Genomic DNA, 24,056 nt, shown 5'->3' with positions numbered 1-24,056 from the left:
TGTGCAGCCCGGGCGTCTAGGCCGCACCCGTCACCGGGAAGGGTGACGGGCCGCATTCGCCTCGATCGCGTCCCTGAGGTGCTCGGCGAGGCCGGGGCGCATGGAGTCGTAGAAGGCCTTGAAGCGCTCGTCCGAGACGTACATCTCGCCCAGGCACCGGTGCATCTCGTACGGGCACTCGTAGAACCACCGGCAGATGTGCTGCCGGTGTTCCTCGGCCATGTCCATGGCGGCCTCGCCGGTCGGCGGTACGCCCGCGGCCATCAGGGCGTCGTAGCGCTCGCCCCAGGAGGCCACCTCGGCCTGCATGCGTTTCCAGTCGTCCTTGGTGTAGGTCGCGGCGCGGCGCTGCGACTCGGCGTAGGCCTCCGTGCCGCCCCAGCGCTGCTCCGCCTCCTCGGCGTACTGCTCGGGGTCCTTGTCGCCGAAGACCTCGAACCGCTCCTCGGGGGTGAGGTTGATGCCCATCCTGCGTGCCTCCATGGCGTGCTCCACGGCCGCCGCCATCTTCTGCAGCTTCTCGATCCGGGCGGTCAGCAGTTCGTGCTGGCGGCGCAGATACGCGCGCGGGTCTGCTTTTCCGGCGGCCTGATCGTCGAGCAGGGCGGCGACCTCGTCGAGCGGGAAGCCAAGCTCCCGGTAGAACAGGATCTGCTGCAGCCGGTCGAGGTCGGCGTCGCTGTAGCGCCGGTGGCCCGCACGGCTGCGCTCGCTGGGTACGAGCAGGCCGATGTCGTCGTAGTGGTGCAGGGTGCGCACCGTGACCCCGGCGAAGCCGGCCACCTGTCCCACGGAGTAGCTCACTTCCGCTCCCTTCTCGGTACGCACTCCACGGTGAGTCCTCACGTCACGTGAGGTGCAAGCCCGTGAACCAACGGGATGCCGTTCGGGATGTTGAGTCCGTTTTGCCCGCTTATCGTGTGCCCGTGGATCAGGACACCGCGCAGCAGGCTCCCGCCGTTCCCTCGACCCCGGCACGGTCGCTGCTGCCGTTGATCCTGCCCGCTCTGGTCGTGGGCGTGGCGGCGAGCCTGCTGTTCCTCGCGGTGAGCGAACTCGCGGAGGCCCTCCAGGACGTGCTGTGGCAGGACCTGCCGGACGCGCTGGGCGTGGGCCGGTACTCGGCACTGTGGATGATCGTCATGCTCACCTCGACCGGGGTGCTGGTCGGTCTCGTGGTGTGGAAAGTGCCCGGGCACGCGGGGCCGGACCCGGCCACCACCGGTCTGGAGACGGTCCCGCCGCCACCGGTCGTGATGCCGGGACTGCTGCTGGCGACCGCGCTGATGCTCGCGGGCGGACCGAGCCTGGGCCCGGAGAACCCGATCATCGCCGTCAACGTGGGACTCGCCTTCTGGATGGGGAACCGGTTTCTGCCCCGGCTGCCCGGCGCGCTGTGGGTCGTGCTGGCGGAGGCGGCGACGATCGGCGCGCTGTTCGGTACGCCGGTGGCGGCAGCCCTGGTGATCTCGGAGGCGCTGGCCGGACGGAAGGTCCGGGGGGCACTGTGGGACAACGTCTTCGCCCCCCTCGCCGCGGCCGCCGCCGGCGCGCTGACCACCACTCTGGTGGCCCATCCGACCTTCGACCTCGACCTGCCCGCGTTCGGACACCCCGGCTGGGGCGACCTGCTCGCGGCTCTGGTGATCGCCTCGGCGGGCGCACTGCTCGGCATGGTGGCCGTGTACGCCTTCCCGTACGTCCACAGCGCCTTCTCCCGCCTCGGGCACCCCATGGTGGCGCTTCCGGTGGGCGGACTCGTACTCGGCCTGCTGGGGGCCCTGGGCGGCCATCTGACGCTCTTCAAGGGGCTGGAGGAGGTCGGGGAACTGGCGGCCGATCCCGACGGCTGGTCGGCGGGCGAGTTCGCGACGATGACGGTGGTGAAGCTGGCCGCGCTGCTCGTCGCCGCGTCCTGCGGCTTCCGCGGCGGGCGGATCTTCCCCGCCGTGTTCATCGGGGCAGCCCTCGGGCTGTGTGCCCACGCGCTGGTGCCAGGTGTGCATCCGGCGCTGGGCATCGCGGCGGGCGTGCTCGGCGTGCTGCTCGCCATCACCCGGCAGGGCTGGGTGAGCCTGTTCACCGCCGCCGTCCTGGTGTCCTCCCCCGCAATCCTCGCCCTGCTGTGCTTCGCGTCGCTGCCCGCCTGGCTGCTGGTGACGGGCCGGCCGCAGATGCAGCTGCGCGAGGACGGCACAGCCGTCCGCTGAACCCCCCTCACCGGTAGGAGACTTCGATGCCGCTGCACAAAGGTCCCGGCGGGCCCGCGGAGCGCCCGCTGTCCGTGAACCCCTTCTACGGGGAGGCGAACCCGGTCGGCGGTATGGCCGAGGCGCCACCCGAGCACCGGCTCCCGGACGGCCCGCTGCCACCCGCGACGGCGTACCAGCTCGTCCACGACGAGTTGATGCTGGACGGCAATGCACGGCTGAACCTGGCCACCTTCGTCACCACCTGGATGGAGCCGCAGGCGGGTGTGCTGATGGCGGAGTGCCGGGACAAGAACATGATCGACAAGGACGAGTACCCGCGCACCGCCGAGCTGGAACGGCGCTGTGTGGCGATGCTCGCCGACCTGTGGCACGCGCCCGATCCGGCGGCTGCCGTGGGCTGTTCGACGACCGGTTCGAGCGAGGCGTGCATGCTCGCGGGGATGGCGCTGAAGCGCCGGTGGAGCAAACGGAACACGGGCGGTCGTCCGAACCTCGTCATGGGGGTCAACGTCCAGGTCTGCTGGGAGAAGTTCTGCACCTTCTGGGAGGTGGAGGCCCGCCAGGTCCCGATGGAGGGCGACCGGTTCCGTCTCGATCCGCAGGCCGCCGCCGACCTGTGCGACGAGAACACCATCGGCGTCGTGGGCATCCTCGGGTCGACCTTCGACGGGTCCTACGAGCCGATCGCCGACCTGTGCGCGGCCCTTGACGCCCTTCAGGAGCGCACCGGGCTCGACATCCCGGTGCATGTCGACGGCGCCAGCGGCGCCATGGTCGCGCCCTTCCTCGACACCGACCTGGTGTGGGACTTCCAGTTGCCCAGGGTCGCCTCCATCAACACCTCGGGCCACAAGTACGGCCTGGTCTACCCCGGGGTCGGCTGGGCGCTGTGGCGCGACAAGGAGTCCCTGCCCGAGGAGCTCGTCTTCCGGGTGAACTACCTGGGCGGCGAGATGCCGACTTTCGCGCTGAACTTCTCCCGGCCCGGCGCTCAGGTCGTCGCGCAGTACTACACGTTCCTGCGGCTGGGCCGCGAGGGCTACCGGGCGGTGCAGCAGGCGTCCCGGGACGTCGCCCGCGGTCTCGCCGAGCGCATCGAGGCCCTCGGCGACTTCGAACTGCTCACCCGCGGCGACCAGTTGCCCGTCTTCGCCTTCACCACGGCCTCCGACGTCACGGCCTACGACGTCTTCGACGTGTCCCGCAGACTGCGCGAGCACGGCTGGCTGGTGCCCGCGTACACCTTCCCGGCGAACCGCGAGGACCTGTCCGTGCTGCGGGTGGTGTGCCGCAACGGCTTCTCGACGGATCTCGCGGCGCTGCTGGTGGAGGACCTGGGCCGGCTGCTGCCCGAACTGCGACGCCAGCCGCATCCCTTGGGGCGGGACTCGGCCCAGGCCACCGCCTTCCATCACTGAGCCGGCGAGCCCAGGGTGAACGCGTTCCAGTGCATCCCGTCGGCGGATATGCGGTACTGGCCGTTGCCGTAGCTGTCGTTCCACAGCCAGCCGAGCGGGGTGCGGGTCACCGAGCCCGCCGGGCCCCGGCCCGTGCCGTTCGGGCGGAAGGTGCGGGCGCCGTCGGTACTGCGCCACACGCCGGACTCTCCGTGCACGGTGAGGCTGCCGTCGTCGGCGGCGAGCAGGTCGCCGAGGGAGGAAAGGGGTTCGACGCCCTTGCGGTAGCGCCAGACGCGGGTCCAGGTGTGACCGCCGTCGGTGCTGGTGTGGATCGCGCGCAGGCCGTTCTTCACCCCTTCCTCCTCGGGCAGTTGGCCCGGCTGGAGGGCGTACAGGCGGCTGTCTCCGGCGACGACCCGGAAGGGCCAGCTCTCCTTTCCGGGCTCGGTCACCTCGGTCAGCCGCCAGGTGCGGCCGCGGTCCTCGCTGATGGCCAGCGCCGGGCGGCCGGAGCCGGGGTACTCGCCGGCGACGAAGAGCTTGTCCGGCTCCACCTCGCCGGCCGGCGCGAGGGTGCCCTTCAGGGGCGGCTGCCGCTCCAGGACGCGGTGCTCGCCGGTGTCCGGCAGGACGACGAGCAGCCGGTTGCGGGCGCAGCCGTTGCCGTCGGAAGCCGGGTGCAGGCACTCGTGGGTGAGCAGCGCGCCCTCGGGCACGGAAGCCGTGGCGCCCGTCGGCCTCGTCGAGCCGCGCGTCCAGGTGCGGCCACTGTCGCGGGTGAACCAGGTGGGCGCGGGCTGGGTCCACTCCTCGGCCTGGTCGATGATGACGGCACGGCCCGGCCCGAGGACCGTCAGCCCTGCCGTGATGCCGTTGTCGCCGGTGATGTCCGGCAGCGGGGAGCGGGCCAGGCGCCAGCGTCCGGCGCCCTTGTCGAGGACGGCGACATGCTGGCCGCAGCGCTTGTCGGTGCACCCCGCGAGCAGGGCGAACCCCGATCCGTCGGCGGCGAAACCGACGCTGTGGGACCAGCCCGGGAGGTTCGGGGCGGACGGAATGCGGGGCGGCGGGGTCCCGGGACGGCTGGGCGGCGGGGCGCCGGCCGTGCGCTCCTCCTTCTCCTTCGCGTCCGCGACGCACGCGGCCAGGAGCAGGGCTGCCGTGACAGCCCCGACCAGCGCCCTCAGCCTCTGCATTCCCATGGACTCCCCCGATCTGCGGTGGCCGGCAGCCGATTGCTACTTCTGGTACACCGCAGACCGGGTCCGGGTTCCACTCCCGGCCGGACCAATTCGCTCGAAGCCAGGACCTACTTGCTCAAGCCCCCGAACCGCCGCACCGCCAGCGGAAAGAACACCGCCAGCAGCGCGAGCGGCCAGACGACGGCCGCCCACACGTGCCCCGGCTCCCCGCCCGGGCTGCCGAACAGATCGCGTACGGCCGTCGCCGTGTGGGACATCGGGTTCCACTCGACCACCGTGCCCAGCCAGCCGGGCATGGAGTCGGGGGTGGCGAAGGCGTTGGAGAGGAAGCCGACCGGCCAGACCAGGATCTGCACGGCCTGCACCATCTCCGGCTTCCCGGCGATCAGCGCCAGTTCGATGCCGATCCACAGCATCGCGAACCGGAAGAGCAGGAGCAGCCCCACGGCGGCCAGGAACGGGCCCGCGCCGTCGTGCGCACGCCAGCCGAGCGCGTACCCGACGCCGATCATCACGGCCAGGCCCAGCGCCGACTGGAGCATGTCGGCGACCGCCCGGCCGACCAGTACCGCGCCGCTCGCCATCGGCATCGAACGGAAGCGGTCGATGACCCCCTTGTCGAGGTCTCGGGTGACGGCGATCATCGTGCCCTCCAGGCCGAAGGCCATGGTGAGCGCGAGCATGCCGGGCACCAGGTAGTCGAGGTAGTCGCCGTCGATGCCGCGGCCGCCGCCCACCAGGTAGCCGAACATCAGCAGCAGCATCACGGGGAAGACCAGGTTGACCACGACCTGCACCGGCTGCCGTGCCCAGTGGGCGAGTTCGCGCCGGGTCATGGTCCAGGAATCGGTCAGCGCATAGGTGCTCACGCGGCCTCCTTCACTCGGGAGTCGCCGGTGAGATGCATGAACACCTCGTCCAGCGTGGGCCGCCGCAGAACCACGTCCTCCGCCTCGATGCCGGCCGCCTCCAGGGCCCGTACGACCCCGGAGAGCGCCGCCATGCGGTCGGTGACCGGGGCGCTCAGCCGGCGGCGGTCGGGGTCGACCGAGACCCCCTCCGGGTCGAACGGCAACAGCGCCACCGCGGCGCCCAGTTGGCCGGCGTCGCGCAGGACGACGTCGATGCGGTCGCCGCCGGTGGCCGCCTTCAGCTCGTCGGCCGTGCCGTCGGCGACGACCCGGCCGGAGTCGACGACCGAGATGCGGTCGGCGAGCTGGTCGGCCTCCTCCAGGTACTGCGTGGTGAGCAGGACCGTCGTACCGCCGCCGACCAGGGAACGGACCGCGGCCCACACCTCGGCGCGGCCGCGTGGGTCAAGGCCGGTCGTGGGCTCGTCCAGGAACAGCACCTCCGGGTCGGTGATCAGGGACGCGGCGAGGTCGAGGCGGCGCCGCATGCCGCCGCTGTAGAGCCGGACCGCCTTGCGGCCGGTGTCCGCGAGGCCGAAGCGGTCCAGCAGTTCGTCGGCCCGCACGCGCGCGTGGCGGGCACCCAGGTGGTAGAGGCGGCCGAACATCTCCAGGTTCTGGCGGCCGCCCAGTTCCTCGTCGAGGGCCGCGTGCTGGCCGAGCAGGCCGATGCGGAAGCGGACCGCGCGGGCCTGTTTCACCACGTCGTGCCCGGCCACCTCGATCCGGCCCGCGTCCGGCCGCAGGAGTGTCGACAGGATGCGGACGAGGGTGGTCTTGCCCGCGCCGTTCGGTCCGAGGACCCCGTGCACCGTCCCGCGCGCGACCAGCAGGTCGAGCCCGTCCAGCGCCTTCTTCTCGCCGTACCTCTTGTGTGCGCCTTCGACGGCGATCGCCGTATCGGCCACGAAAACTCCCTCGCTAGTCAAACTTGACTACACACTTTCAAAAGTAACGCCGCCGACCGGAGTCGTCAAACTTGATTAGCGTGCATCCCCGGGATGCGCCTCACCCGTCGCGTACGGGTTCTCCTGGTCGTCCGCCAGCACGCCCACGAAGGGCTCGCCCTCCCCCGCGAACGTGTAGGCACCACCCTCGATCCGCTCGATCAGGCCTCCGGTCCACTCGGCCTCGCCGTCGGCCGTGTGGATCCAGAGGTTCATGATCTCGCCGATGTGACCGAGCTGCCCGGGACCGTCCTCGGGGACGTAGTGCTCGGTGACGGCCCTGCGCCACTCCTCGATCCGCCGGATCCGCTCCTTGAGCAGGGCCACCGTCTCGTCGCGCGGCAGGTCGACCATGAAGCCGATGGCCGCCGACTTCACGTCCATCTTCTGGTCGTACGAGGTCAGCGCCTCGCGCACCAGCCTGAGGAACTCCTCGGTGCCCTGCTCGGTGATCTCGTACTCGGTGCGGGGCGGGCCCCCGGCCGTGGACGGCGCGATCTCGTGGGCGAGGAGCAGTCCCTGTTTCGCCATCTGCTTCAGGGCGTGGTAGATCGAGCCGGGCTTGGCGTTGGACCACTCGTGCGCGCCCCAGTACTCCAGGTCGTTGCGCACCTGGTAGCCGTGGGCCCGCCCGTGCTGGCGCACGGCGCCCAGCACGAGGAGACGGATCGCTGACATGGGCTCCAGGTTATGACCTCAGCTTTCGGCGAGGGCAACCAGCTCGAAGACCGTCTTTCCGTCGAGCGACTCGCGGATGATGTCGGCGTGGCCGGCGTGCCGGGCCGTCTCGCGGATCAGGTGCAGGACCACCCAGCGCATGGACACCCGGCCCTCCGGCGGGAACCAGGGCTGGTCGGGCAGCGCGAAGGTGTCGTCGAGGCTCGGCACCGACCGGATGAACGCCTCCGTCTCGGCAGCCACCTTCTCCCAGTACTCCAGCTGCGAGGCGACCGTCTCGCCGTCGACCAGGGCGAAGCACTCGTGCCAGTTCGACGGGTCCCGCTGTACGGCCGGCTCCTCGCCCCTGGCCCGCGCGATCCAGCTCTGCTCGACCTCGGCCACATGCTTGAGGAGACCGGCCAGGGACAGCTCACTGACGCTCGGGCGCGAGGACGCCTGCTCGTCCGTCAGCCCGAGCACCGCCCGGCGGATCCCGCCGCGCTGCTCCGCGAGGAAGGACAGCAGGGCTCCGCGCTCGTCGCCGTGCGCCTCTGCGGGAACGTGAGTGACCATGACCGGCCGCCTTTCGTCGGGGTGACTCCTTGCCTGACACCGACGAAGTTACGGGCCCTTGCGGTCAGCTTCTGTCCGCAAGGGCCCGCGCGGGAAAAAGTTCCCGGAACTCGGGAAAAGATCCAGAACTCCTAGAAGGGGAACCCGCTCCGCCCGTGCTGCACCGAGATCCACTTCACCGTCGTGAACGCGTCCAGCATCGTCTCGCCGTTCAGGCGGCCCACGCCGGAGCTCTTCTCGCCGCCGAAGGGGACGATCGGCTCGTCGTGGACGGTGCCGTCGTTCACATGGAACATGCCGGTGTCGATCTGCTTGGCGAAGGCGACGCCCCGCTCGATGTTCCCGGTGTGGACGGCGCCGCTCAGGCCGTACGGCGTGTCGTTGACGAGGCGTACGGCCTCCTCCTCGCCGTCGAAGGGGATGAGGAAGGCGACCGGGCCGAAGACCTCCTGCTGGAGCAGGGCGGAGTCGGCGGGGAGGCCGGTCAGTACCGACGGCTCGACCAGGTTGTCGGTGGTCGTGCCGTGCACCAGGGCCGTCGCGCCCTCCGCGATCGCCTGCTCGACGACGCCCGAGATCGAGTCCGCCTGCGAGGAGTTGATGACCGGGCCGATCACGGTCTCCGGGTCGCGCGGGTCGCCGGCCTTGAGGGTCTTGACCTTGGCGACGAACTTCTCGGTGAACTCCTCGGCGACCGAGCGGTCCACCAGGACGCGGTTGGCGGCCATGCAGACCTGGCCCTGATGGACGTACCGGCTGAAGACGGCCGCGTCGACGGCGTAGTCGACGTCGGCGTCGTCGAGGACCACCAGCGCGCTGTTGCCGCCGAGTTCGAGGACCGAGCGCTTGAAGTGCGAGGCGCAGACGGTGGCGACGTGGCGGCCGACCTTGTCGGAGCCGGTGAAGGAGATGACCTTCGGGACCGGGTGCTCGATGAAGGCGTCGCCGATCTCGGCGATGTCCGTGACGACGACGTTGAGCAGACCGGCGGGCAGGCCCGCGTCCTCGAAGATCTTCGCGACCAGGGTGCCGCCGACGATCGGGGTGTTCTGGTGCGGCTTGAGGACCACGCCGTTGCCGAGCGCGAGGGCCGGGGCGACCGACTTCAGCGACAGCAGGAAGGGGAAGTTGAAGGGGCTGATCACACCGACCACACCGACGGGGACGCGGTAGACGCGGTTCTCCTTGCCGTCGACCGGCGAGGGGATGATCCGGCCCTCGGGGCGCAGCGCCAGGTGGACCGCCTCGCGCAGGAACTCCTTGGCGAGGTGGAGTTCGAAGCCCGCCTTCAGCCGCGTACCGCCGAGCTCGGCGATGATCACCTCGGCTATCTCCTGCTCGCGTTCCTCGATCAGGCGCAGGGCCTTCTCGAAGACGCCGCGGCGGGCGTACGCGTTGGTCGCGGCCCAGGCCTTCTGCGCGCGGGCGGCGGCCCGGTAGGCCTGATCCACCTCGTCGACCGTGGCTATGGTGATCGACGCCAGCTTCTCACCGTCGTACGGATTGAAGTCGATGATGTCCCAGGAGCCTGTGCCCGGGCGCCACTCACCGTCGATGTACTGCTGAGCCAGGTCGGTGAAGTAGGACGACATGTGATCCCTCAATCCCCAGCAGGCACCTGATCACTGCTGATCGCTGCTGATCATCTCCACGGTCTGATCACACGTCATCGTACTTGTGTTTCAAGAGAGTTGAAGAAGACCCCGGAGAAGGTCGCGGCTCTCGTCCGGCCCCGGACTGTCCTGCTGAAGCTCCTTCAGCGCCTTCTCGTACTGGGCGACGTCCTCGCGCTTGTCCAGGTACAGCGCGCTGGTGAGCTGCTCCAGGTAGACGACGTCCGACAGGTCGGACTCGGGGAAGCTGAGAATGGTGAAGGCGCCGGACTCTCCCGAGTGCCCACCGAAGCTGAACGGCATGATCTGCAGCCGCACGTTGGGGCGCTCGGAGATCTCGATGAGGTGCTGGAGCTGACCCCGCATCACCTCACGGTCGCCGTACGGCCGGCGCAGGGCAGCCTCGTCAAGGACGAAGTGGAACTCCGGCGCGTTCTCGTCGACGAGGTACTTCTGCCGCTCCAGACGCAGCGCCACCCGTCGCTCGACGTCGGCCTCGCTCGCGCCCTTCATGCCGCGCCGAACGACCGCGCGCGCGTAGGCCTCGGTCTGCAACAGGCCGTGCACGAACTGCACTTCGTAGCAACGGATCAGGGAGGCGGCGCCCTCAAGTCCCACATAGGTGGGGAACCAGCTGGGCAGCACGTCCGAGTAACTGTGCCACCAGCCCGCGACGTTGGCCTCCTTGGCGAGCGAGAGCAGCGAGGTGCGCTCCGCGTCGTCCGTGATGCCGTACAGGGTCAACAGGTCTTCGACGTCCCTGGTCTTGAAGCTCACCCGGCCCAACTCCATCCGGCTGATCTTCGACTCGGACGCACGGATCGAGTACCCCGCGGCCTCGCGGGTGATTCCGCGGGCCTCTCGCAGTCGCCTCAGTTGCGAGCCGAGCAGCATGCGCCGCACCACCGATCCGGGCTCTCCCGCGCTCACGTTCGCCAGCCTCCCCAACTCTTCAGGGCCCGAAGTCTGCCACTAAAACACTCCGAGCTGTACTCGTCCGATTACAGAGATGGAAAGAAGCCAAAGATTTGCATCAGGAAGGGAGAGCGAGAAGGCAAGCGGAGGGCATGAAGATGGCGGAAAAAATGGCCAACAAGCGGTACGGGAGGGTCCAATTCGGTCACGTGCACGTGCATCTGCCCTTGCATCTGCTGTACGCATCCGAAACCATGGTCCCGCGCATCCGCTGCATCGCAACGACCGCGAAATCCCGGGAGTGCCTCGCATGGGGACGAATGGATCGACCATGCTCGAGCCGTTACGGCAGGGCCTTCCGCCGCTGGATCCCGCGGCCGTGTCCAACGCCGCCTCCTGTGCCCTTCCCGCCCGCTACGAAGCGGTGCGCGAAGCCCGGCGATTCACCCGCAGAACGCTCGACCAGTGGGAGATAGGCGACCGTTTCGACGACGTCTGCCTGGTCGTCTCCGAACTGGTCACCAACGCCCTGCGGCACGCCCTGCCGGCGAACGCCTCGCGGGTACCCGAGCAGAGCCCGCCCGTGCGGCTGCACCTGATGCGGTGGACCGAACGACTGGTGTGCGCGGTACGCGATCCCAGCCAGGACAGCCCGGTCGCGCGCGAGTCGGAGGAGGACTTCGCGGCCGAGTCCGGCCGTGGCCTGTTCCTGGTCGACTCCTTCAGCGACGGCTGGGGCTGGCACCCGCTCGCGGGCACCCTCAACGGCAAGGTGGTCTGGGCGCTCTTCCGCCTCCAGCTGCCGTCGCAGGCGAACCCCGTCGACTGAGGAACCGCGGCGCTTCGAGGCGCCGCGGTTCTACGCGCGTTACGGCCTTCACGCACCAACAAAACTGTTCTCTACGCGCGTTAATGCGTAGAACGCGCTGATCGCCGGAAAAGTTCCGGCGATTGACCGGCGGTGCGTCAGCCCGCTACTAGATGGTCGAACTCGCCGTCCTTGACACCCAGCAGCATCGCTTCGATCTCCGCGCGCGTGTAGACGAGCGCGGGACCGTCGGGGAAGCGCGAGTTGCGCACGGCCACGTCCCCACCGGGCAGCCGGGCGAACTCCACACAGGAGCCCTGCGAGTTGCTGTGCCTGCTCTTCTGCCAGGCGACGCCACTGAGCCGGGCGGCGGCCATGCCGTTGTACACGCCGGACGCGTCGTCAACGTCGTACACGTCGTGGTCCACAGGTCGCTCCCCGGTGGTGCACTGGCTGGTGTGGCCATTGATGCAGTGGTCAACTGACCCGGATCATAACCTTGTTCATGTGCCGATGCATGAGCGGATGCACGAGCAGATGCACGTGCACGCGGGGTGTTCCTGCGGTTACAGCTTTGACGCGCGCTTTACCGAAGCCGTTCCGGGCCACCGATCGGGCCGGATCGAATCCCCCGTGCTCTAGGACAGAGACGCATACGGCGCCCATATTGTTCCAACTTTCATGCAAAAACCCCCGTCCGGCGCATGCGGACGGGGGTTGTCGGAGGTCAAGCGGCCTCAGCGGCTCGCGTACGGCAGCAGTGCCATCTCCCGCGCGTTCTTGATCGCCCTGGCCAGCTGTCGCTGCTGCCGCGCGGAGACCCGGGTCACCCGGCGGCTGCGGATCTTGCCGCGGTCGGAGATGAACCGGCGCAGCAGGTCGGTGTCCTTGTAGTCGATGTACTCGATTTTGGCCTGGTCCAGCGGGTTGGGCCGGTTCTTGGCGGGCTTGCGGTCCATCTTGCGGGGCATGGGGGGTCAGACCTCCAGGAGGGTGTCGAAGGCGGGCGGGAGCCGCTTCCAGGCGTCGCGCCCGGCGGCGTACTCGGCGTCGTTCAGCAGGCAGGACTCCAGCAGCCGCGCGAGGCCGTCCCGGTCCAGGCCGGGCGAGGTGAAGACCAGGTGCTGGCAGCAGTCGCCGTGCTCGGGGTGCCAGTCCAGCGCGGCGGCGGCGCGGCGCACCGGCGGGACCATCTCCCAGGCCGCGTCCGGGAGCGAGGCGAGCCAGGGGCCCGCGCTCTCCACGCACAGGGCGCCGCCCGCGGCATCCCAGTGCAGCAGCGTGTCGGGCTTGTCGGCGAGCCAGAACCGGCCCCGGCTGCGGGCGGCGGCGCAGGTCAGGTCCTCCAGCGCCTGGTACAGCCGCTCCGGGTGGAAGGGCCGGCGGCTGTGCCACACCAGCGTCGACACCCCGTGCGCGTCGGCCTCGGCGGGCAGCAGCGCGCAGGCCGGGTGCTGGGCGGCGGCCGCCGCCTCCACGTCGAAGCCGGCGAGTACGGCGCCCGCCAGGTCACCGTGGCCGATCAGGACCTGGCGGGCCGTCGGATGCAGCTGGGCCAGCAGCTCACGGTCCTCGTCGTCGGCGTCCTCGGACTCGACGAGGGCGAGGACGGGGGCGTACTCCAACTGCCGGGCGAAGGTGTCGGCGACCGTGCGCTGGTCGGTGGTGGCGGCGGCCAGGCCGCGCTCGGCCAGGTCGTCGCCGTTGCCGAGGTAGGGCAGCAGAAGCGCCGGGTCCACGGCGGTGACGACGCCGGTGACGGTGAGCCCGCCGGCCGCGACAACCTCCGCCATGGCCTTGGGCTCGACGGAGTCCCACAGCTCGACGACCGCGAGCGGGACGCCGCCCGCGTCCTGGATGCGCTCCAGCTCCGGCACCAGGTCCTCGCGCAGCGCGCAGCAGGCACAGTCGTTGACGAGGGGCGCCTCGCCGGCGTCCCGGATGCCGGTGGCGTCACGGATCGTCCGTACGACCGTGCCGGCGGCGGCCGTCGCCAGGTCGTGGTGGAGCACGACGCTGCCGGGCACCTCGGCGAGCAGCCGGTCCACGGCCGCTCTACGGGCGTCGGCGTGCAGCCCGCCGACGATCACGACGGGGAGCATCAGCCCTGCTTTCCGTACCGGCGTTCGAATCGCTCGACGCGGCCGGCGGTGTCCATGACGCGGGCGGTGCCCGTGTAGAAGGGGTGGCTGACGTTGGAGATCTCGACGTCCACGACCGGGTAGGTGTTGCCGTCCTCCCACTCGATCGTCTTCTCGCTGGTCATCGTCGAGCGGGTGAGGAAGGCATGGTTCGCGGCCCGGTCACGGAAGACGACGGGACCGTACGGGGGGTGGATTCCCTGGCGCATGACTGGTCAGCGCTCCTCTCGGAAGTCGACGTGGCGGCCGGCGACCGGGTCGTACTTGCGCAGGGTCATACGGTCTGGATCGTTGCGGCGGTTCTTGCGGGTCACGTAGGTGTAGCCGGTGCCGGCGGTGGACCGGAGCTTGATGACCGGGCGGAGTTCGTTGCGAGCCATGCTGGTATCTTACTGAAAATGAATTCCATTTACACACCCCGTTCGAGAGAGGTGCGTCACCCGTGTCCGCCCACTGCATGCTGACCGGCGCCCGGCCCGGCTTCGGCAACAACATCTCCCACTCCCACCGGCGCACCTCCCGCCGCTTCGACCCCAACATCCAGAGCAAGCGGTACTGGCTGCCGAGCGAGAGCCGGTACGTCCGGCTGAAGCTGAGCGCGAAGGGGATCAAGACCGTCGACTCGATCGGCGTCGAGGCGGCTGTGGCGCGCATCCGCGCGCGGGGGGTGCGGGTCTGATGGCGAAGAAGAGCAAGATCGCGAAGAACGAGAAGCGGCAGGAGATCGTCGCGCGGTACGCCGCGCGACGGGCCGAGCTGAAGGAGATCATCCGGCGGCCGTCGTCGACGGATGCCGAACGCCTGGCCGCCCAGCGGGAGCTGAACCGGCAGCCCCGCGACGCGAGCCCCACGCGCGTGCGCAACCGCGACCAGACGGACGGGCGGCCGCGCGGGTACTTCCGGGCGTTCGGGCTGTCCCGGGTGTCGCTGAGGCAGCAGGCGCATGCCGGGTATCTGCCGGGGGTGCGCAAGTCGTCCTGGTAGGCGGTGCTCCGGTGGTGCTCCGGTGGTGCTCCGGTGGTGCTCGAACTCACAGGTTCCGGGTGGGTTACGTACTGGTAGCTTGCTGCGGTTGTAGCGTCCAACCGGCTCACCCTGGGGGCTTGCAGTGACTTCGGCGACGTACACGCGCGTGGCGCGCGGGCGAGGGCGGATCGCGGTGGCGGCCGCGGGGCTGACAGGTGTGCTCGTGCTGAGCGGGTGCAGCGACGACGGCTCCACGGACGATGCCTCGCCCAGCCCGAGCGCCACGCCGTCCGCCACCCGGACCGCGGACACCGGCGGGGGCGACGGCGGTACGGCGTCCCCGGCCGGCGACCTGGAGGGCAGTTGGCTCGCTACCACCGACGGCAAGGCCGTCGCGCTGGTCGTCACCGGCAGCCGGGCCGGGCTGTTCGCGACCGGCGGGACGGTGTGCAGCGGCACCGCGGGCGAGGAGACGATTCGCCTCACGTGCACGGACGGCAGCAAGGATCGGGCGACGGGGACGATCGACTCCGTCAGCGAGGACCGACTCAAGGTCACCTGGGAGGGCGGCCTCGGTCCCGAGACGTATCTGAAGGCCGAGGGCGCCGAGCTGCCGACCGGACTGCCGACCGCCGGTCTGGGGTCGTGACCCTCGCGGTCCGGTCCGCCCCTCGGGTTTCGGCACCCGGCTCACAGCCGTATGCGTGATGATCCATGCACGCAAGCAGCCCCGCCCGCCCCAGAGGACACGACATGCGCGCCACCGCCCTGCCCCTCGCCGCCGTTGCCGCGGCTCTTCTGCTGACCTCCTGCAGTGACGAAGGGGGCGACTCCACGACCGCCTGCGCGATCGGCGGGATGGACGTCAAGGTCGGTCCCGCCAACGCCGCTCCCGCCGCCGGGGACACCGGCAACGTGCCCGTCACCCTCACCAACACCGGCACCGAGTGCACCCTGGACGGCCTGCCCGCCGTGACGCTCAAGGCGGGCGGCACCTCGGCGGAGGTCGCCCCCGACCCCGCCGCCGCGGCGCAGAAGCTGACGCTCGCCGAGGGCGGCTCGCTGTCGTTCACCGTCACGTACGCGCGCGGGGAGGGCAATCAGAGCCTCGCGGTGAAGACGGCCGAGTTCGCGCTGCCCGGCGCCGACACGACGAAGAGCTTCCCGTGGTCGTACGGCGATGTCGCGCTCAAGGGCGGGAAGCCGGACGCCACGGTCAGCGGGTTCCAGCAGACGGGCGACTGAGCCCGCGTCAGTCCAGCGGCCGCCGGGCCTTCACCTGCGCCCTGTCGGCCGCCTCGGCACCCTGGGTCCAGCCCGCGGCGTCACTGACGCCCCGCAGCCGGGTCGTGGTGGTCTCGGGGAACATGCGGTCCAGGCGGTCGGTGACCGCGACCTCACGGGAGGCCAGCACCGGCAGCAGATCGTCGCTGACCTGGGTCTCGGCCGCCTTCGCGAGACGGGTGCCGATGCGGTGCGCGTAGGCGGCGAGGAATGACTGCCGGAACGTCTTGGTCCGCTTCCGCCCGCCCGCGCGCGCCTGCGCCTCCGCCTTCGTCATCGCCGTCTGCGCCTGGACGAGCAGCGAGGTGTAGAGCAGCTCGGCCACCTCCAGGTCCGACTCGAATCCGACCACGGTGGAGAAGCAGAAGGGTTCGTTCCACACCGCCCGGCAGTGGTTCGCGGCGGCCACCGCGTCCAGCAGCACCGCCTTGGCCTGCTCGTACGGCGGCTCGACACCGATCCGGCAGGCACCCGGCACATCGCCGGCCGGCGCCTGCGCCGACAGCAGGGCCTCGTCGACGCTGTGCCGGGCCATCAGCTCCTGCGCCTTGGCGGTCAGCGCCTCCGCCTCCTCCGGGTAGCCGGTCGCCTCCGCCTTGGCGAGCAGCGCGCGGATCCGGGTGAGCATGCGGGACTCGGGCCGGTGCGACTGCTGCGGCTCGTCGAGACGTTCGAGCGACGGCAGGCGCAGCAGCAGGCGGTACAGCTCCAGAACGGCCGTCGCGTGCGAGAAGCGGTCGGTGCGCGGCGGGGCGTCCACGGTCGCGGCCAGCTCGTCGAGCTGCGCCCGCCAACGCGGGCCGCGGGGGCCGTCGTCGGGCGCCTGCGCGCTGATGAGGGACGACAGCAGTTGCACGTGTACGTCGTCCAGCTCGCGTCGGACGATGCGGACGACGTCGGCGGGCTGCCAGCCGCGCCGCCAGGCCGCCGCGACGAACTCCGTTCCCCGGCACTCCAGTTCGGGGTCGGCGGTGGGGTCGGCGGCGAGGAGGGAGGCGCCGGTGTCCAGGGCCGTGTCGGAGTCGGTGTGCAGGGCGGCCTGGAAGGCGAGGTCGACGGTACGGGGCGTGCTCACGTGAGGATCGTGCCATGGCGCCGGGACGGGGCCTCGCGCGCGGGCCTGGCGGCGTCGCCGAAGCAGCGGCACGCACGCGTGCGGGGCGTCCGACCACCGGATCGGCCACTTCGTGGACCGGGCCCGGCGCTCGATGGCCTCCTGCATCCTCACTGTCAGACCCCCCTGCCACACTCGCAGCATGACCGACCGCTGGGCGCTCGCTCCGGCCGAGGGTGGTGGCGTGGAGCTCGCCCCCCTCGGTCCGGACGGGCTGCCCTCCGGACCGGTGCGACGGGAGGCGGACCTGGCCCAGGCCGTGCGCGGGCGGCCGGGGGTCACGCGGTGGGTGTGGCGGTCCACGGCCGAGGTCTATCCGCGTCTGCTCGCCGCGGGGGTGCGAGTCGAGCGGTGCTACGACATCGAGGACGCCGAGACCCTCCTGCTCGGCCACGAGGGGCGGTACGGAGAACCCCGTTCCGCGGCCGCCGCCCTGGCCCGGCTGCGCGGCGGACCCGTACCGCCCGACCCGCCCCAGCGGTCCGCCGAACCGGGCGCGCAGTCGCCCCTCTTCGAGCCGCAGTCGGCCCGTGTGCCGCTGGCCGACCTGATCGAGGTGTACGCCGGCCAGCAGCGCCGGCACGACACCACCGCGCACCCCGACCGGATGCGGCTGCTGACGGCGGCCGAGTCGGCGGGGATGCTGGTCGCCGCCGAGATGAACCGCTCCGGTCTGCCGTGGAGCGCCGAGGTGCACCGCCGGGTGCTGCACGAACTGCTCGGCGAGCGGTACGCGGGCGGCGGTGAGCCACGCCGCCTGGCCGAGCTCGCGGACGAGGTGTCCGCCGCGTTCGGCCGCCGTGTCCGCCCCGATCTGCCCGCCGACGTCCTCAAGGCCTTCGCCCAGGCCGGCCTCAAGGTGAGGTCGACGCGACGCTGGGAGATCGAGTCCCTCGACCATCCGGCCGTGAAACCGCTGGTCGAGTACAAGAAGCTGTACCGGATCTGGGTCGCCCACGGCTGGTCCTGGCTCCAGGACTGGGTGCGCGACGGCCGCTTCCGGCCCGAGTTCCTCGCGGGCGGGACGGTCACCGGGCGATGGGTGACCAACGGCGGGGGCGGACTGCAGATCCCCAAGGTCATCCGGCGGGCCGTCGTCGCCGACCCGGGCTGGCGGCTCGTCGTCGCCGACGCCGACCAGATGGAGCCGCGCATACTGGCCGCCATTTCCCGCGACCCCGGTCTGATGGAGGTGGCCGGCCGGGAGACCGACCTGTACCAGTCCGTCTCCGACCGCGCCTTCTCCGGCGACCGCGCCCAGGCCAAGCTCGCGGTGCTCGGCGCGGTCTACGGCCAGACCTCCGGCGACGGCCTGAAGAACCTCGCCGCGCTGCGCCGCCGCTTCCCGCGCGCGGTGGCCTACGTCGACGACGCCGCGCGGGCCGGTGAGGAGGGCCGGCTCGTGCGGACCTGGCTGGGCCGCACCTGCCCGCCGGCGGCCGGAGCGGGCGAGGATCCGGAGGAGGAGGCGGGCATCCCGGTCGCCGACGACGACTCCGAGGACCGTCAGCAGTGGGTGCCGGGCTACGCCTCCAGCAACGCCCGCGCGCGGGGCCGATTCGCCCGGAACTTCGTCGTCCAGGGCAGCGCCGCCGACTGGGCCCTGCTGCTGCTCGCCGCGCTGCGCCGGGCCTGCGCCGACATGGCGGCCGAACTGGTCTTCTTCCAGCACGACGAGGTCATCGTGCACTGTCCGAAGGAGGAGGCCGAGGCGGTCGTGGACGCGATCCGGCAGGCGTCGGAGCTGGCCGGGCGGCTGACGTTCGGGCAGACGCCGGTGCGGTTTCCGTTCACGACGGCGGTGGTGGAGTGCTATGCCGACGCCAAGTGATCAGCCGACGTCGGTGAGGAGCTGCTGGAGCTCGACGACCACCGTCTTCTCGTCCGTCCCGTCCAACGCGTCGAGCGCCGCCCGCCAGGCCGCGTACGCCTCCTCCACGCGCCCCAGCTCGCGCAGCACCAGCCCGTACTGGTGGCGGGCGAGACCGCCTATATATCCGTCGGCGCGGGCGTCCGCGCGGCTCAGCAGCTCGGCGCACTCGCTCTCGGCCCGTTCCGTCCGGCCGAGCAGACGCAGGGCGCGGACCAGTCCGAGCCGGGACTGGGACTCGCCGTGCCAGTCGCCGTGGCCGCCGAGGATCCGCCGGCTCTCCTCGAAGTGCGGTACGGCGGCGGCCGGTTCGCCCAGGGTGAGATGGGCGTAGCCGATGTTGCAGTGCGCGGAGTGCTGCACGATGACGTTGCCGATCTCGGCGCCGATCGCGAGCGAGCGCCGGTGCTGCTCGATGGCGGCCCGGGGGTCGGTGTGCTCGTACAGGTTGCCGAGATGGCCGTAGGTCACGGCCTCGCCCCAGGGGTCGTCCAACTGCCGTGACAGCTCCAGGCTCTGCCGCAGCGCCTCCCCGGACTCGGTGTACCGGCCGAGGTTCTCCAGCAGCAGGCCCTGGTTCTGGAGGCAGCGCCGGATCCGGGAGACCACGTCGAGCCGCCGCCAGATCTCCAGGGACCGGTCGACGAGCGCGAGGGCATCGCTCTGGCGGCCGGTGAGGAAGCGCAGTCCGGCCAGGTCGCCCAGCGCGTACGCCTCGGCGACCTCGTCCCCGAGCCGCCGCGCGATCCGGAGCGCGGCCTGCCCGAGCACCTCCATCTCGGAGACGCGGCCGCTGCGTTGGAGGTAGGGGAAGAGGAGGCGCAACAGGGTGGAGACATGGGCGGGGATGCCGTCGTCGGGCGCGTCCGCGTACCGCTCGACCAGGGTGACGATGTTCTCCAGCTCCGAGCCGCACCAGACGAAGGCCTCTTCGGAGGAGGCGAAGGGCGGCACGGACAGGGCGTGCGTCGCGTGTTCGGGCGGCTGCGCGGCGGTCGGGCGGCGCCGGTCCTCCTGGTCGAGGCCCGGCTCGACGATCGCGGTGAAGGCGCGTTCGGCGACGGCCGTGTACCAGCGCACGGCGGTGCGGGCGATGTCGGGCGCGTGTCGGGTGTCCGTCAGTTCGCGGACGAAGTCGCGGACCAGGTCGTGGGGGGCGTAACGGCCGTACGCGGTCTCCTCCAGGAGAGCCACGTCGACGAGCCGGTCGAGGGCCGCCTCGGCGGGCGTGGTGTCGGTGCCGAGGAGGCGGGCGATGAGGGGCGCGCCGTAGGTGGGCAGGTCGAGGGCGCCCAGGCGGCGCAGGGCGAGTGCGGCGTCGCGGTCGGTCCGGCGGCCCGAGGCGGCGAGCGCGTCATGGGCCACGGCCAGGGAGCGGCGTACGGACAGGTCGTCGTACTCCAGGTGCCGCAACCGTCCTTCCGTGGCGGCCAGTTGATCGGCGAGCACGTCCGGGGTGAGGGCCCGGCGGGCGGCCAGCCGGGCGGCGACGATGCGCAGGGCGAGCGGGAGGCGGCCGGTGAGTTCGACGAGGGGGTGGGTGGCGTCGATGCGGTCCTCGCCATCGGGGTCCTCGGCCTCGTCGCGGCCGGACACCGCCCGCAGCAGCGCCGCGCTCTCCTCGGCCGACAGCGGATCGAGCGGGAAACGCCGGGCGCCGTCGAGCGCGGTGAGCGGCGAACGGCTGGTGACGATCACCGCGCAGTCGGCGCCGGCCGGCAGCAACGGCCGTACCTGCGCCGCGTTCGCCGCGTCGTCCAGGACCAGGAGAGTGCGGGTCGGCGCGAGCAGCGAGCGGAGCAACGCGGCGGCCGCGTCCGGGTGTTCGGGGATGCTGCGGGGGCTGGCACCGACGTCACGGAGCAGCGCGGCGAGCGCCTGGCCGGGGGCGAGGGGGGTCATTCCGGGGGTGGCGCCGTGCAGATGGACGTAGAGCTGCCCGTCGGGGAAACGTTCCCGCAGGCCGTGGGCGACATGCAGGGCGAGGGCACTCTTGCCGACGCCGGCCATACCACTGAGGACGGCGACGGCGGGGTGTTGGGCGGGGGCGGCCTGGGAGAGGGTGCGGTGCAGGCTGCCGATGAGCGAGGCGCGTCCGGTGAAGTGGGCGGGGGGTGGGGGAAGTTGGGCGGGGCGGGGCAGAGGGGTGCGTGCGGCTTCTTTGTGGGGGGCGGCGGCTGGCGTTGTGGGGGCGGTGGCTGGCGCACCCGAGGCGCGGGCTGTCGAGCCCACCGTCCCCGAGCCTCCCGTCTCCGAACGCGCCGCATCTGGGCCCGCCGTCTCCGAACGCGCGGTCTCCGAGCCGGCGTTCCCCGGCTGCGGCTCGCCCGTCCCCCGCAGCACCTCCATGTGCGCGTCCCGCACCGCCCGGCCCGGCTCGATGCCGAGTTCCTCCAGGAGACGGTTGCGCAGGTCGCGGTGGACGGCCAGGGCCTCGGCCCGGCGGCCGGTGCGGTACAGGGCGAGCATCAGCTGACGGTGGTACGCCTCGCGCAGCGGATGCTCGGCGGTGAGCGCGGCCAGTTCCGGTACGAGGGAGTCCAGTCGCGCGTCGACGACGGCCAGTTCGGCGTCGTAGCGCCACTCCAGAAGCAGCAGCCGGGCCTCCTGGAGGCGTTGTACGAGCGCGTATCCGCCCAGCTCGGAGGGGAGCCCGCTGAGCGGGGCGCCTCGCCACAGCCCGAGCCCCGACTCGCACTCGCGTACGGTCCGCCGCCAGTCCCGGTCGGCGTGGGCGGCACGGGCGGCGGCGACATGGCCGTCGAAGACGTGCAGGTCGAGCTCGCCCTCGTCGACGCGCAGTTGGTAGCCGGGAGACACCGCCCGAAGCCGTTCGGGGTCGTCGAGCAGCCGCCGCAGCCGGGTCACATGGTTGTGCAGCGAGGCCTGCGCCGACGTGGGCGGCGCACCGCCCCACAGGGCGTCCTTCAGCGAGTCCACGGAGACGACGCGGCCGGATTCGAGCAGCAGTGCGGCCAGCAGGACACGCACCTTGGGGCTGCCGATGGGACGGATTCCGACACCTTCGGCGGCATCCGCGCCGTCAGGGCCGTACAGAACGGTCGGCCCCAGCAGCCCGAACCGCAGTTCGCACCGCATCACAGCGTCCCACCGCCCCATTGCCTTCCCGAGTGCGCACGACGACGTACGGCATCTCGAACCACTCTGGCGGATTCCCGCCCGCCAGCGGCGGTTTTCCGCCATCTGCCCGCGACGGCCCAACCGCCGCGATTCCCTGCCGTTCCGGCCATCCATCGGCATCGAACGACGGCTTCACGCCAATCGACCGACGACGACACGGAGAACCATTGGCCACATGTTAGCGATCTGTTGGTGCTCCCTGATGTGATCACTACATCGGATCTGGCCCGACGGTGCGCGCGTATGACGCGTTACTCGGGGGAGTGACGCCGTCGCGCCGGATCCGGGGACGTACAGGGGTCCCGGTCGGCGGAGGTGAACGACCGGGACCCTCGTCCCGTCTCCTCGACCGCCGCCCGCACCGGCCGCGCCGTCGCCACCCTCATTGATCTACTGCCCGAAGCCCGACACCACCCTCGCGTCCGCTCAACGAGAAAACCCAGCTCAGACTGGGTCTGAGCTGGGTTTCAGTGGAGCCGCCTTCGGGATTCGAACCCGAGACCTACGCATTACGAGTGCGTTGCTCTGGCCATCTGAGCTAAGGCGGCGCGCTGTCCGCACTATGGTGCGATCAGCAACGTCGGTAAGTCTACACAGTTTCCGGGGGTGCTCCGTACCGGCCCCGGAGGGGGTCCTCCGGGGCCGGCGGCGGGTGCTACGAGCAGCGCTTCTTGTCGGTCGGTGGGGTGCCGCGCAGGAGGTAGGCGTTGATCGTGCGGTCGATGCAGTCGCTGCCGCGGCCGTAGGCGGTGTGGCCGTCGCCCTCGTAGGTGAGGAGGCGGGCCGAGGAGAGTTGGGCGGCCAAGGCCCGGGCCCAGCGGTAGGGGGTGGCCGGGTCGCGGGTCGTGCCGACCACGACGATCGGGGCCGCGCCCTTCGCCTCGATGCGGTGCGGCTCGCCCGTGGGGGCGACCGGCCAGTACGCGCAGTTCAGGGAGGCCCAGGCGAGGCCCTCGCCGAAGACGGGGGACGCCTTCTCGAAGGCGGGCAGGGCGTCCTCCACCTGGTCGGGGCCGGCGAAGGCCGCGGGGAGGTCCAGGCAGTTCACGGCCGCGTTGGCGAACATCAGGTTCGCGTAGTGGCCGTCGGCGTCCCGCTCGTAGTAGCTGTCGGCGAGGATCAGCAGGCCCGCGCCGTCGTTCTCCTCCATCGCCGAGGTCAGCGCCTCGCGCAACTGTGCCCAGGCCGCCTCGTCGTACATCGCCGCGATCACACCGATGGTGGCGAGGGACTCGCCGAGCCTGCGGCCGTCCGCGTCGCCGGTGGGGATCGGACGGCTGTCCAGTCCGTCGAAGAAGGCCTTGAGGTTCGGGCCGACCGCGTCGGCCTTCTCGCCCAGCGGGCAGTCCGGCTGCTGGACGCAGTCCCGCGCGAACGCCCGGAACGCCGTCTCGAAGCCCGCCGTCTGGTCGAGGTTCAACCGGCGGGCCGGCAGCGACGGGTCCATGGCGCCGTCCAGGACGAGCCTGCCGACGCGCTTCGGGAAGAGCCCCGCGTACGTCGCCCCGAGGAACGTTCCGTACGACGCCCCCACATAGGTCAGCCGCTCGTCCCCCAGCACCGCCCGCAGGATGTCCATGTCCCGGGCCGTCTCGACGGTGGACACATGGCGCAGCAGCTCCGGCGAGTCCGCTCCGCAGCCTTCCGCGAACTTCTGGTACGCCTCCACCAGCGCCGTCTTCTCCGACGCGTCGTCGGGCGTGATGTCCGTCTGCGTGTACGTGTCCATGTCCGGGCCGTCGAGGCACTCGACGGGCTCGCTGCGGGCGACGCCGCGCGGGTCGACCGCGACCATGTCGTAGCGGGCGCGGACGTCGGCCGGGTAGCCGATCCCGGCGTACGCCTGGAGGTAGCCGACCGCCGAACCGCCCGGCCCTCCGGGGTTGACCAGCAGCGACCCGAGCCGGGAGCCCGGCCCCGTGGCCTTCTTGCGGGAGACCGCAAGCCGTACGTCGCCCCCGTCCGGCTCGGCGTAGTCGAGCGGCGCCTTCAGCGTGGCGCACTCGAAGCCGGGGACGCCGCAGCCGCGCCAGTTCAGCTTCTGCCCGTAGTACGGCGCGAGCGCGTCCGGCGTGGACTGCGGCAGCGCGGCCAGTGCGGCCGCCGCCGGGCTGGCGGAACTCGTCGACCCGCCGGAGGTGCAGGCGGTGACGACCAGCGCGGCGAGGGCGAGGAGAACACCGGCGGTGCGGGCCCCGTGGGGGCGGGGGCGGGCTGGGGAGGGGCGCCTGATGTGCATCTCGCGAGCGTAACTCTGCGCAGCCGTTCAGATGCCCTGCGTGCACGCTCCGGCTCGTA

The 24,056-nt window shown here is 71.4% G+C and carries 24 protein-coding genes and 1 tRNA gene; 8 read left to right on the top strand and 17 right to left on the bottom strand.

All coding sequences use genetic code 11. The annotated features are described in order from the left end of the window. Positions 1-30: 30 nt before the first annotated feature. Positions 31-804, bottom strand: coding sequence for a MerR family transcriptional regulator (locus tag AB0Q90_RS28920; protein ID WP_363160986.1), 774 nt, complete (start codon positions 802-804; stop codon positions 31-33). Between the two features lie 122 nt (positions 805-926). Here AB0Q90_RS28920 and AB0Q90_RS28915 point away from each other — a divergent pair, with 122 nt between their 5' ends. Both AB0Q90_RS28915 and AB0Q90_RS28910 read left to right on the top strand, forming a co-directional pair. Next, positions 927-2,210, top strand: a complete 1,284-nt coding sequence (locus AB0Q90_RS28915; protein ID WP_363160987.1) for an ion channel protein — start codon at positions 927-929, stop codon at positions 2,208-2,210. Between the two features lie 26 nt (positions 2,211-2,236). Further along, positions 2,237-3,631, top strand: a complete 1,395-nt coding sequence (locus AB0Q90_RS28910) for a glutamate decarboxylase (RefSeq protein ID WP_363160988.1) — start codon at positions 2,237-2,239, stop codon at positions 3,629-3,631. On the opposite strand, the gene AB0Q90_RS28905 is transcribed toward AB0Q90_RS28910, so the two are convergent. The 7 genes from AB0Q90_RS28905 to AB0Q90_RS28875 all read right to left on the bottom strand — a co-directional run bounded on the left by AB0Q90_RS28905 (position 3,625) and on the right by AB0Q90_RS28875 (position 10,413). Further along, entirely contained in the window at positions 3,625-4,809 is a 1,185-nt protein-coding gene (locus AB0Q90_RS28905; RefSeq protein ID WP_363160989.1) for a sialidase family protein, read from the bottom strand. The genes AB0Q90_RS28910 and AB0Q90_RS28905 overlap by 7 nt on opposite strands. Before the next feature lie 113 nt (positions 4,810-4,922). After that, positions 4,923-5,684: an ABC transporter permease gene (locus AB0Q90_RS28900; RefSeq protein ID WP_363160990.1), complete on the bottom strand. Its 762-nt coding sequence runs from the start codon at positions 5,682-5,684 to the stop codon at positions 4,923-4,925. Further along, positions 5,681-6,634 carry an ATP-binding cassette domain-containing protein gene (locus tag AB0Q90_RS28895; protein WP_363160991.1) on the bottom strand — a complete coding sequence of 318 codons (954 nt, stop codon included), beginning with the start codon at positions 6,632-6,634 and terminating at the stop codon, positions 5,681-5,683. Before AB0Q90_RS28895 ends, AB0Q90_RS28900 begins: the two co-directional genes overlap by 4 nt. Before the next feature lie 75 nt (positions 6,635-6,709). Further along, on the bottom strand, positions 6,710-7,351 hold the full coding sequence (locus tag AB0Q90_RS28890; protein WP_363160992.1) for a PadR family transcriptional regulator: 642 nt from the start codon (positions 7,349-7,351) through the stop codon (positions 6,710-6,712). 18 nt (positions 7,352-7,369) lie between these two features. Next, positions 7,370-7,906 (bottom strand): DinB family protein, encoded by a 537-nt coding sequence (locus AB0Q90_RS28885; protein ID WP_363160993.1) that lies wholly within the window; start codon positions 7,904-7,906, stop codon positions 7,370-7,372. 131 nt (positions 7,907-8,037) lie between these two features. After that, a complete protein-coding gene (locus AB0Q90_RS28880; RefSeq protein WP_363160994.1) occupies positions 8,038-9,498 on the bottom strand; it encodes an aldehyde dehydrogenase family protein in 1,461 nt (486 codons plus the stop codon). Between the two features lie 90 nt (positions 9,499-9,588). Further along, on the bottom strand, positions 9,589-10,413 hold the full coding sequence (locus AB0Q90_RS28875; RefSeq protein ID WP_363161171.1) for a helix-turn-helix transcriptional regulator: 825 nt from the start codon (positions 10,411-10,413) through the stop codon (positions 9,589-9,591). A gap of 352 nt (positions 10,414-10,765) precedes the next feature. Here AB0Q90_RS28875 and AB0Q90_RS28870 point away from each other — a divergent pair, with 352 nt between their 5' ends. Further along, a complete protein-coding gene (locus tag AB0Q90_RS28870) occupies positions 10,766-11,263 on the top strand; it encodes an ATP-binding protein (RefSeq protein ID WP_363160995.1) in 498 nt (165 codons plus the stop codon). A 137-nt stretch (positions 11,264-11,400) separates the two neighbouring features. Here the strand turns inward: AB0Q90_RS28870 and AB0Q90_RS28865 are convergent, their stop codons facing one another. From AB0Q90_RS28865 to rpmG, 5 genes are all read right to left on the bottom strand, one after another. Further along, positions 11,401-11,670 carry a DUF397 domain-containing protein gene (locus AB0Q90_RS28865; RefSeq protein WP_363160996.1) on the bottom strand — a complete coding sequence of 90 codons (270 nt, stop codon included), beginning with the start codon at positions 11,668-11,670 and terminating at the stop codon, positions 11,401-11,403. Positions 11,671-11,979: 309 nt separating this feature from the next. Then, on the bottom strand, positions 11,980-12,213 hold the full coding sequence (gene rpsR / locus AB0Q90_RS28860) for a 30S ribosomal protein S18 (protein WP_363160997.1): 234 nt from the start codon (positions 12,211-12,213) through the stop codon (positions 11,980-11,982). A 6-nt stretch (positions 12,214-12,219) separates the two neighbouring features. Continuing rightward, entirely contained in the window at positions 12,220-13,344 is a 1,125-nt protein-coding gene (locus AB0Q90_RS28855) for a GTP-binding protein (protein WP_363160998.1), read from the bottom strand. Then, complete coding sequence (locus tag AB0Q90_RS28850; RefSeq protein WP_363160999.1) at positions 13,344-13,592, bottom strand: type B 50S ribosomal protein L31; 249 nt, start codon at positions 13,590-13,592, stop codon at positions 13,344-13,346. The genes AB0Q90_RS28855 and AB0Q90_RS28850 overlap by 1 nt, the downstream gene beginning before the upstream one ends. Positions 13,593-13,598: 6 nt before the next feature. Then, a complete protein-coding gene (gene rpmG / locus AB0Q90_RS28845; protein WP_030573688.1) occupies positions 13,599-13,763 on the bottom strand; it encodes a 50S ribosomal protein L33 in 165 nt (54 codons plus the stop codon). A 62-nt stretch (positions 13,764-13,825) separates the two neighbouring features. On the opposite strand from rpmG, the gene rpmB reads away from it, so the two are divergent. From rpmB to AB0Q90_RS28825, 4 genes are all read left to right on the top strand, one after another. Further along, on the top strand, positions 13,826-14,062 hold the full coding sequence (gene rpmB, locus AB0Q90_RS28840) for a 50S ribosomal protein L28 (protein WP_363161000.1): 237 nt from the start codon (positions 13,826-13,828) through the stop codon (positions 14,060-14,062). After that, positions 14,062-14,367: a 30S ribosomal protein S14 gene (gene rpsN / locus AB0Q90_RS28835; protein ID WP_363161001.1), complete on the top strand. Its 306-nt coding sequence runs from the start codon at positions 14,062-14,064 to the stop codon at positions 14,365-14,367. Before rpmB ends, rpsN begins: the two co-directional genes overlap by 1 nt. 148 nt (positions 14,368-14,515) lie before the next feature. Continuing rightward, positions 14,516-14,998, top strand: coding sequence for a hypothetical protein (locus AB0Q90_RS28830; protein ID WP_363161002.1), 483 nt, complete (start codon positions 14,516-14,518; stop codon positions 14,996-14,998). Between the two features lie 104 nt (positions 14,999-15,102). Beyond that, complete coding sequence (locus tag AB0Q90_RS28825; protein WP_363161003.1) at positions 15,103-15,594, top strand: DUF4232 domain-containing protein; 492 nt, start codon at positions 15,103-15,105, stop codon at positions 15,592-15,594. A gap of 7 nt (positions 15,595-15,601) precedes the next feature. On the opposite strand, the gene AB0Q90_RS28820 is transcribed toward AB0Q90_RS28825, so the two are convergent. After that, entirely contained in the window at positions 15,602-16,708 is a 1,107-nt protein-coding gene (locus tag AB0Q90_RS28820; RefSeq protein WP_363161004.1) for a DUF2786 domain-containing protein, read from the bottom strand. Positions 16,709-16,889: 181 nt separating this feature from the next. Here AB0Q90_RS28820 and AB0Q90_RS28815 point away from each other — a divergent pair, with 181 nt between their 5' ends. Continuing rightward, entirely contained in the window at positions 16,890-18,578 is a 1,689-nt protein-coding gene (locus AB0Q90_RS28815) for a bifunctional 3'-5' exonuclease/DNA polymerase (protein ID WP_363161005.1), read from the top strand. On the opposite strand, the gene AB0Q90_RS28810 is transcribed toward AB0Q90_RS28815, so the two are convergent. The 3 genes from AB0Q90_RS28810 to AB0Q90_RS28800 all read right to left on the bottom strand — a co-directional run bounded on the left by AB0Q90_RS28810 (position 18,579) and on the right by AB0Q90_RS28800 (position 23,997). Beyond that, on the bottom strand, positions 18,579-21,716 hold the full coding sequence (locus AB0Q90_RS28810) for a BTAD domain-containing putative transcriptional regulator (RefSeq protein ID WP_363161006.1): 3,138 nt from the start codon (positions 21,714-21,716) through the stop codon (positions 18,579-18,581). A 513-nt stretch (positions 21,717-22,229) separates the two neighbouring features. After that, positions 22,230-22,306: transfer RNA gene (locus AB0Q90_RS28805), tRNA-Thr, on the bottom strand. 107 nt (positions 22,307-22,413) lie between these two features. Then, positions 22,414-23,997, bottom strand: a complete 1,584-nt coding sequence (locus AB0Q90_RS28800) for an alpha/beta hydrolase (protein ID WP_363161007.1) — start codon at positions 23,995-23,997, stop codon at positions 22,414-22,416. Positions 23,998-24,056: the final 59 nt, after the last annotated feature.

Source organism: Streptomyces sp. NPDC079141 (assembly GCF_040686775.1).
Taxonomy (GTDB): Bacteria; Actinomycetota; Actinomycetes; order Streptomycetales; family Streptomycetaceae; genus Streptomyces.
Note: the sequence above shows the minus strand (reverse complement) of the source record. Positions and strands in the feature narration are given on the sequence as shown.

What these genes read in the sequence shown, in the direction of transcription:
- AB0Q90_RS28890 (WP_363160992.1), bottom strand. Translation starts at nt 7,351, where the DNA reads ATGTCAGCGATCCGTCTCCTCGTGCTGGGCGCCGTGCGCCAGCACGGG.
- rpmG (WP_030573688.1), bottom strand. Translation starts at nt 13,763, where the DNA reads ATGGCTCGCAACGAACTCCGCCCGGTCATCAAGCTCCGGTCCACCGCC.
- AB0Q90_RS28825 (WP_363161003.1), top strand. Translation starts at nt 15,103, where the DNA reads ATGCGCGCCACCGCCCTGCCCCTCGCCGCCGTTGCCGCGGCTCTTCTG.
- AB0Q90_RS28885 (WP_363160993.1), bottom strand. Translation starts at nt 7,906, where the DNA reads ATGGTCACTCACGTTCCCGCAGAGGCGCACGGCGACGAGCGCGGAGCC.
- AB0Q90_RS28880 (WP_363160994.1), bottom strand. Translation starts at nt 9,498, where the DNA reads ATGTCGTCCTACTTCACCGACCTGGCTCAGCAGTACATCGACGGTGAG.
- AB0Q90_RS28850 (WP_363160999.1), bottom strand. Translation starts at nt 13,592, where the DNA reads ATGCGCCAGGGAATCCACCCCCCGTACGGTCCCGTCGTCTTCCGTGAC.
- AB0Q90_RS28870 (WP_363160995.1), top strand. Translation starts at nt 10,766, where the DNA reads ATGCTCGAGCCGTTACGGCAGGGCCTTCCGCCGCTGGATCCCGCGGCC.
- AB0Q90_RS28855 (WP_363160998.1), bottom strand. Translation starts at nt 13,344, where the DNA reads ATGCTCCCCGTCGTGATCGTCGGCGGGCTGCACGCCGACGCCCGTAGA.
- AB0Q90_RS28810 (WP_363161006.1), bottom strand. Translation starts at nt 21,716, where the DNA reads ATGCGGTGCGAACTGCGGTTCGGGCTGCTGGGGCCGACCGTTCTGTAC.
- rpsR (WP_363160997.1), bottom strand. Translation starts at nt 12,213, where the DNA reads ATGCCCCGCAAGATGGACCGCAAGCCCGCCAAGAACCGGCCCAACCCG.
- AB0Q90_RS28905 (WP_363160989.1), bottom strand. Translation starts at nt 4,809, where the DNA reads ATGCAGAGGCTGAGGGCGCTGGTCGGGGCTGTCACGGCAGCCCTGCTC.
- AB0Q90_RS28910 (WP_363160988.1), top strand. Translation starts at nt 2,237, where the DNA reads ATGCCGCTGCACAAAGGTCCCGGCGGGCCCGCGGAGCGCCCGCTGTCC.
- rpsN (WP_363161001.1), top strand. Translation starts at nt 14,062, where the DNA reads ATGGCGAAGAAGAGCAAGATCGCGAAGAACGAGAAGCGGCAGGAGATC.
- AB0Q90_RS28800 (WP_363161007.1), bottom strand. Translation starts at nt 23,997, where the DNA reads ATGCACATCAGGCGCCCCTCCCCAGCCCGCCCCCGCCCCCACGGGGCC.
- AB0Q90_RS28815 (WP_363161005.1), top strand. Translation starts at nt 16,890, where the DNA reads ATGACCGACCGCTGGGCGCTCGCTCCGGCCGAGGGTGGTGGCGTGGAG.
- AB0Q90_RS28875 (WP_363161171.1), bottom strand. Translation starts at nt 10,413, where the DNA reads ATGCTGCTCGGCTCGCAACTGAGGCGACTGCGAGAGGCCCGCGGAATC.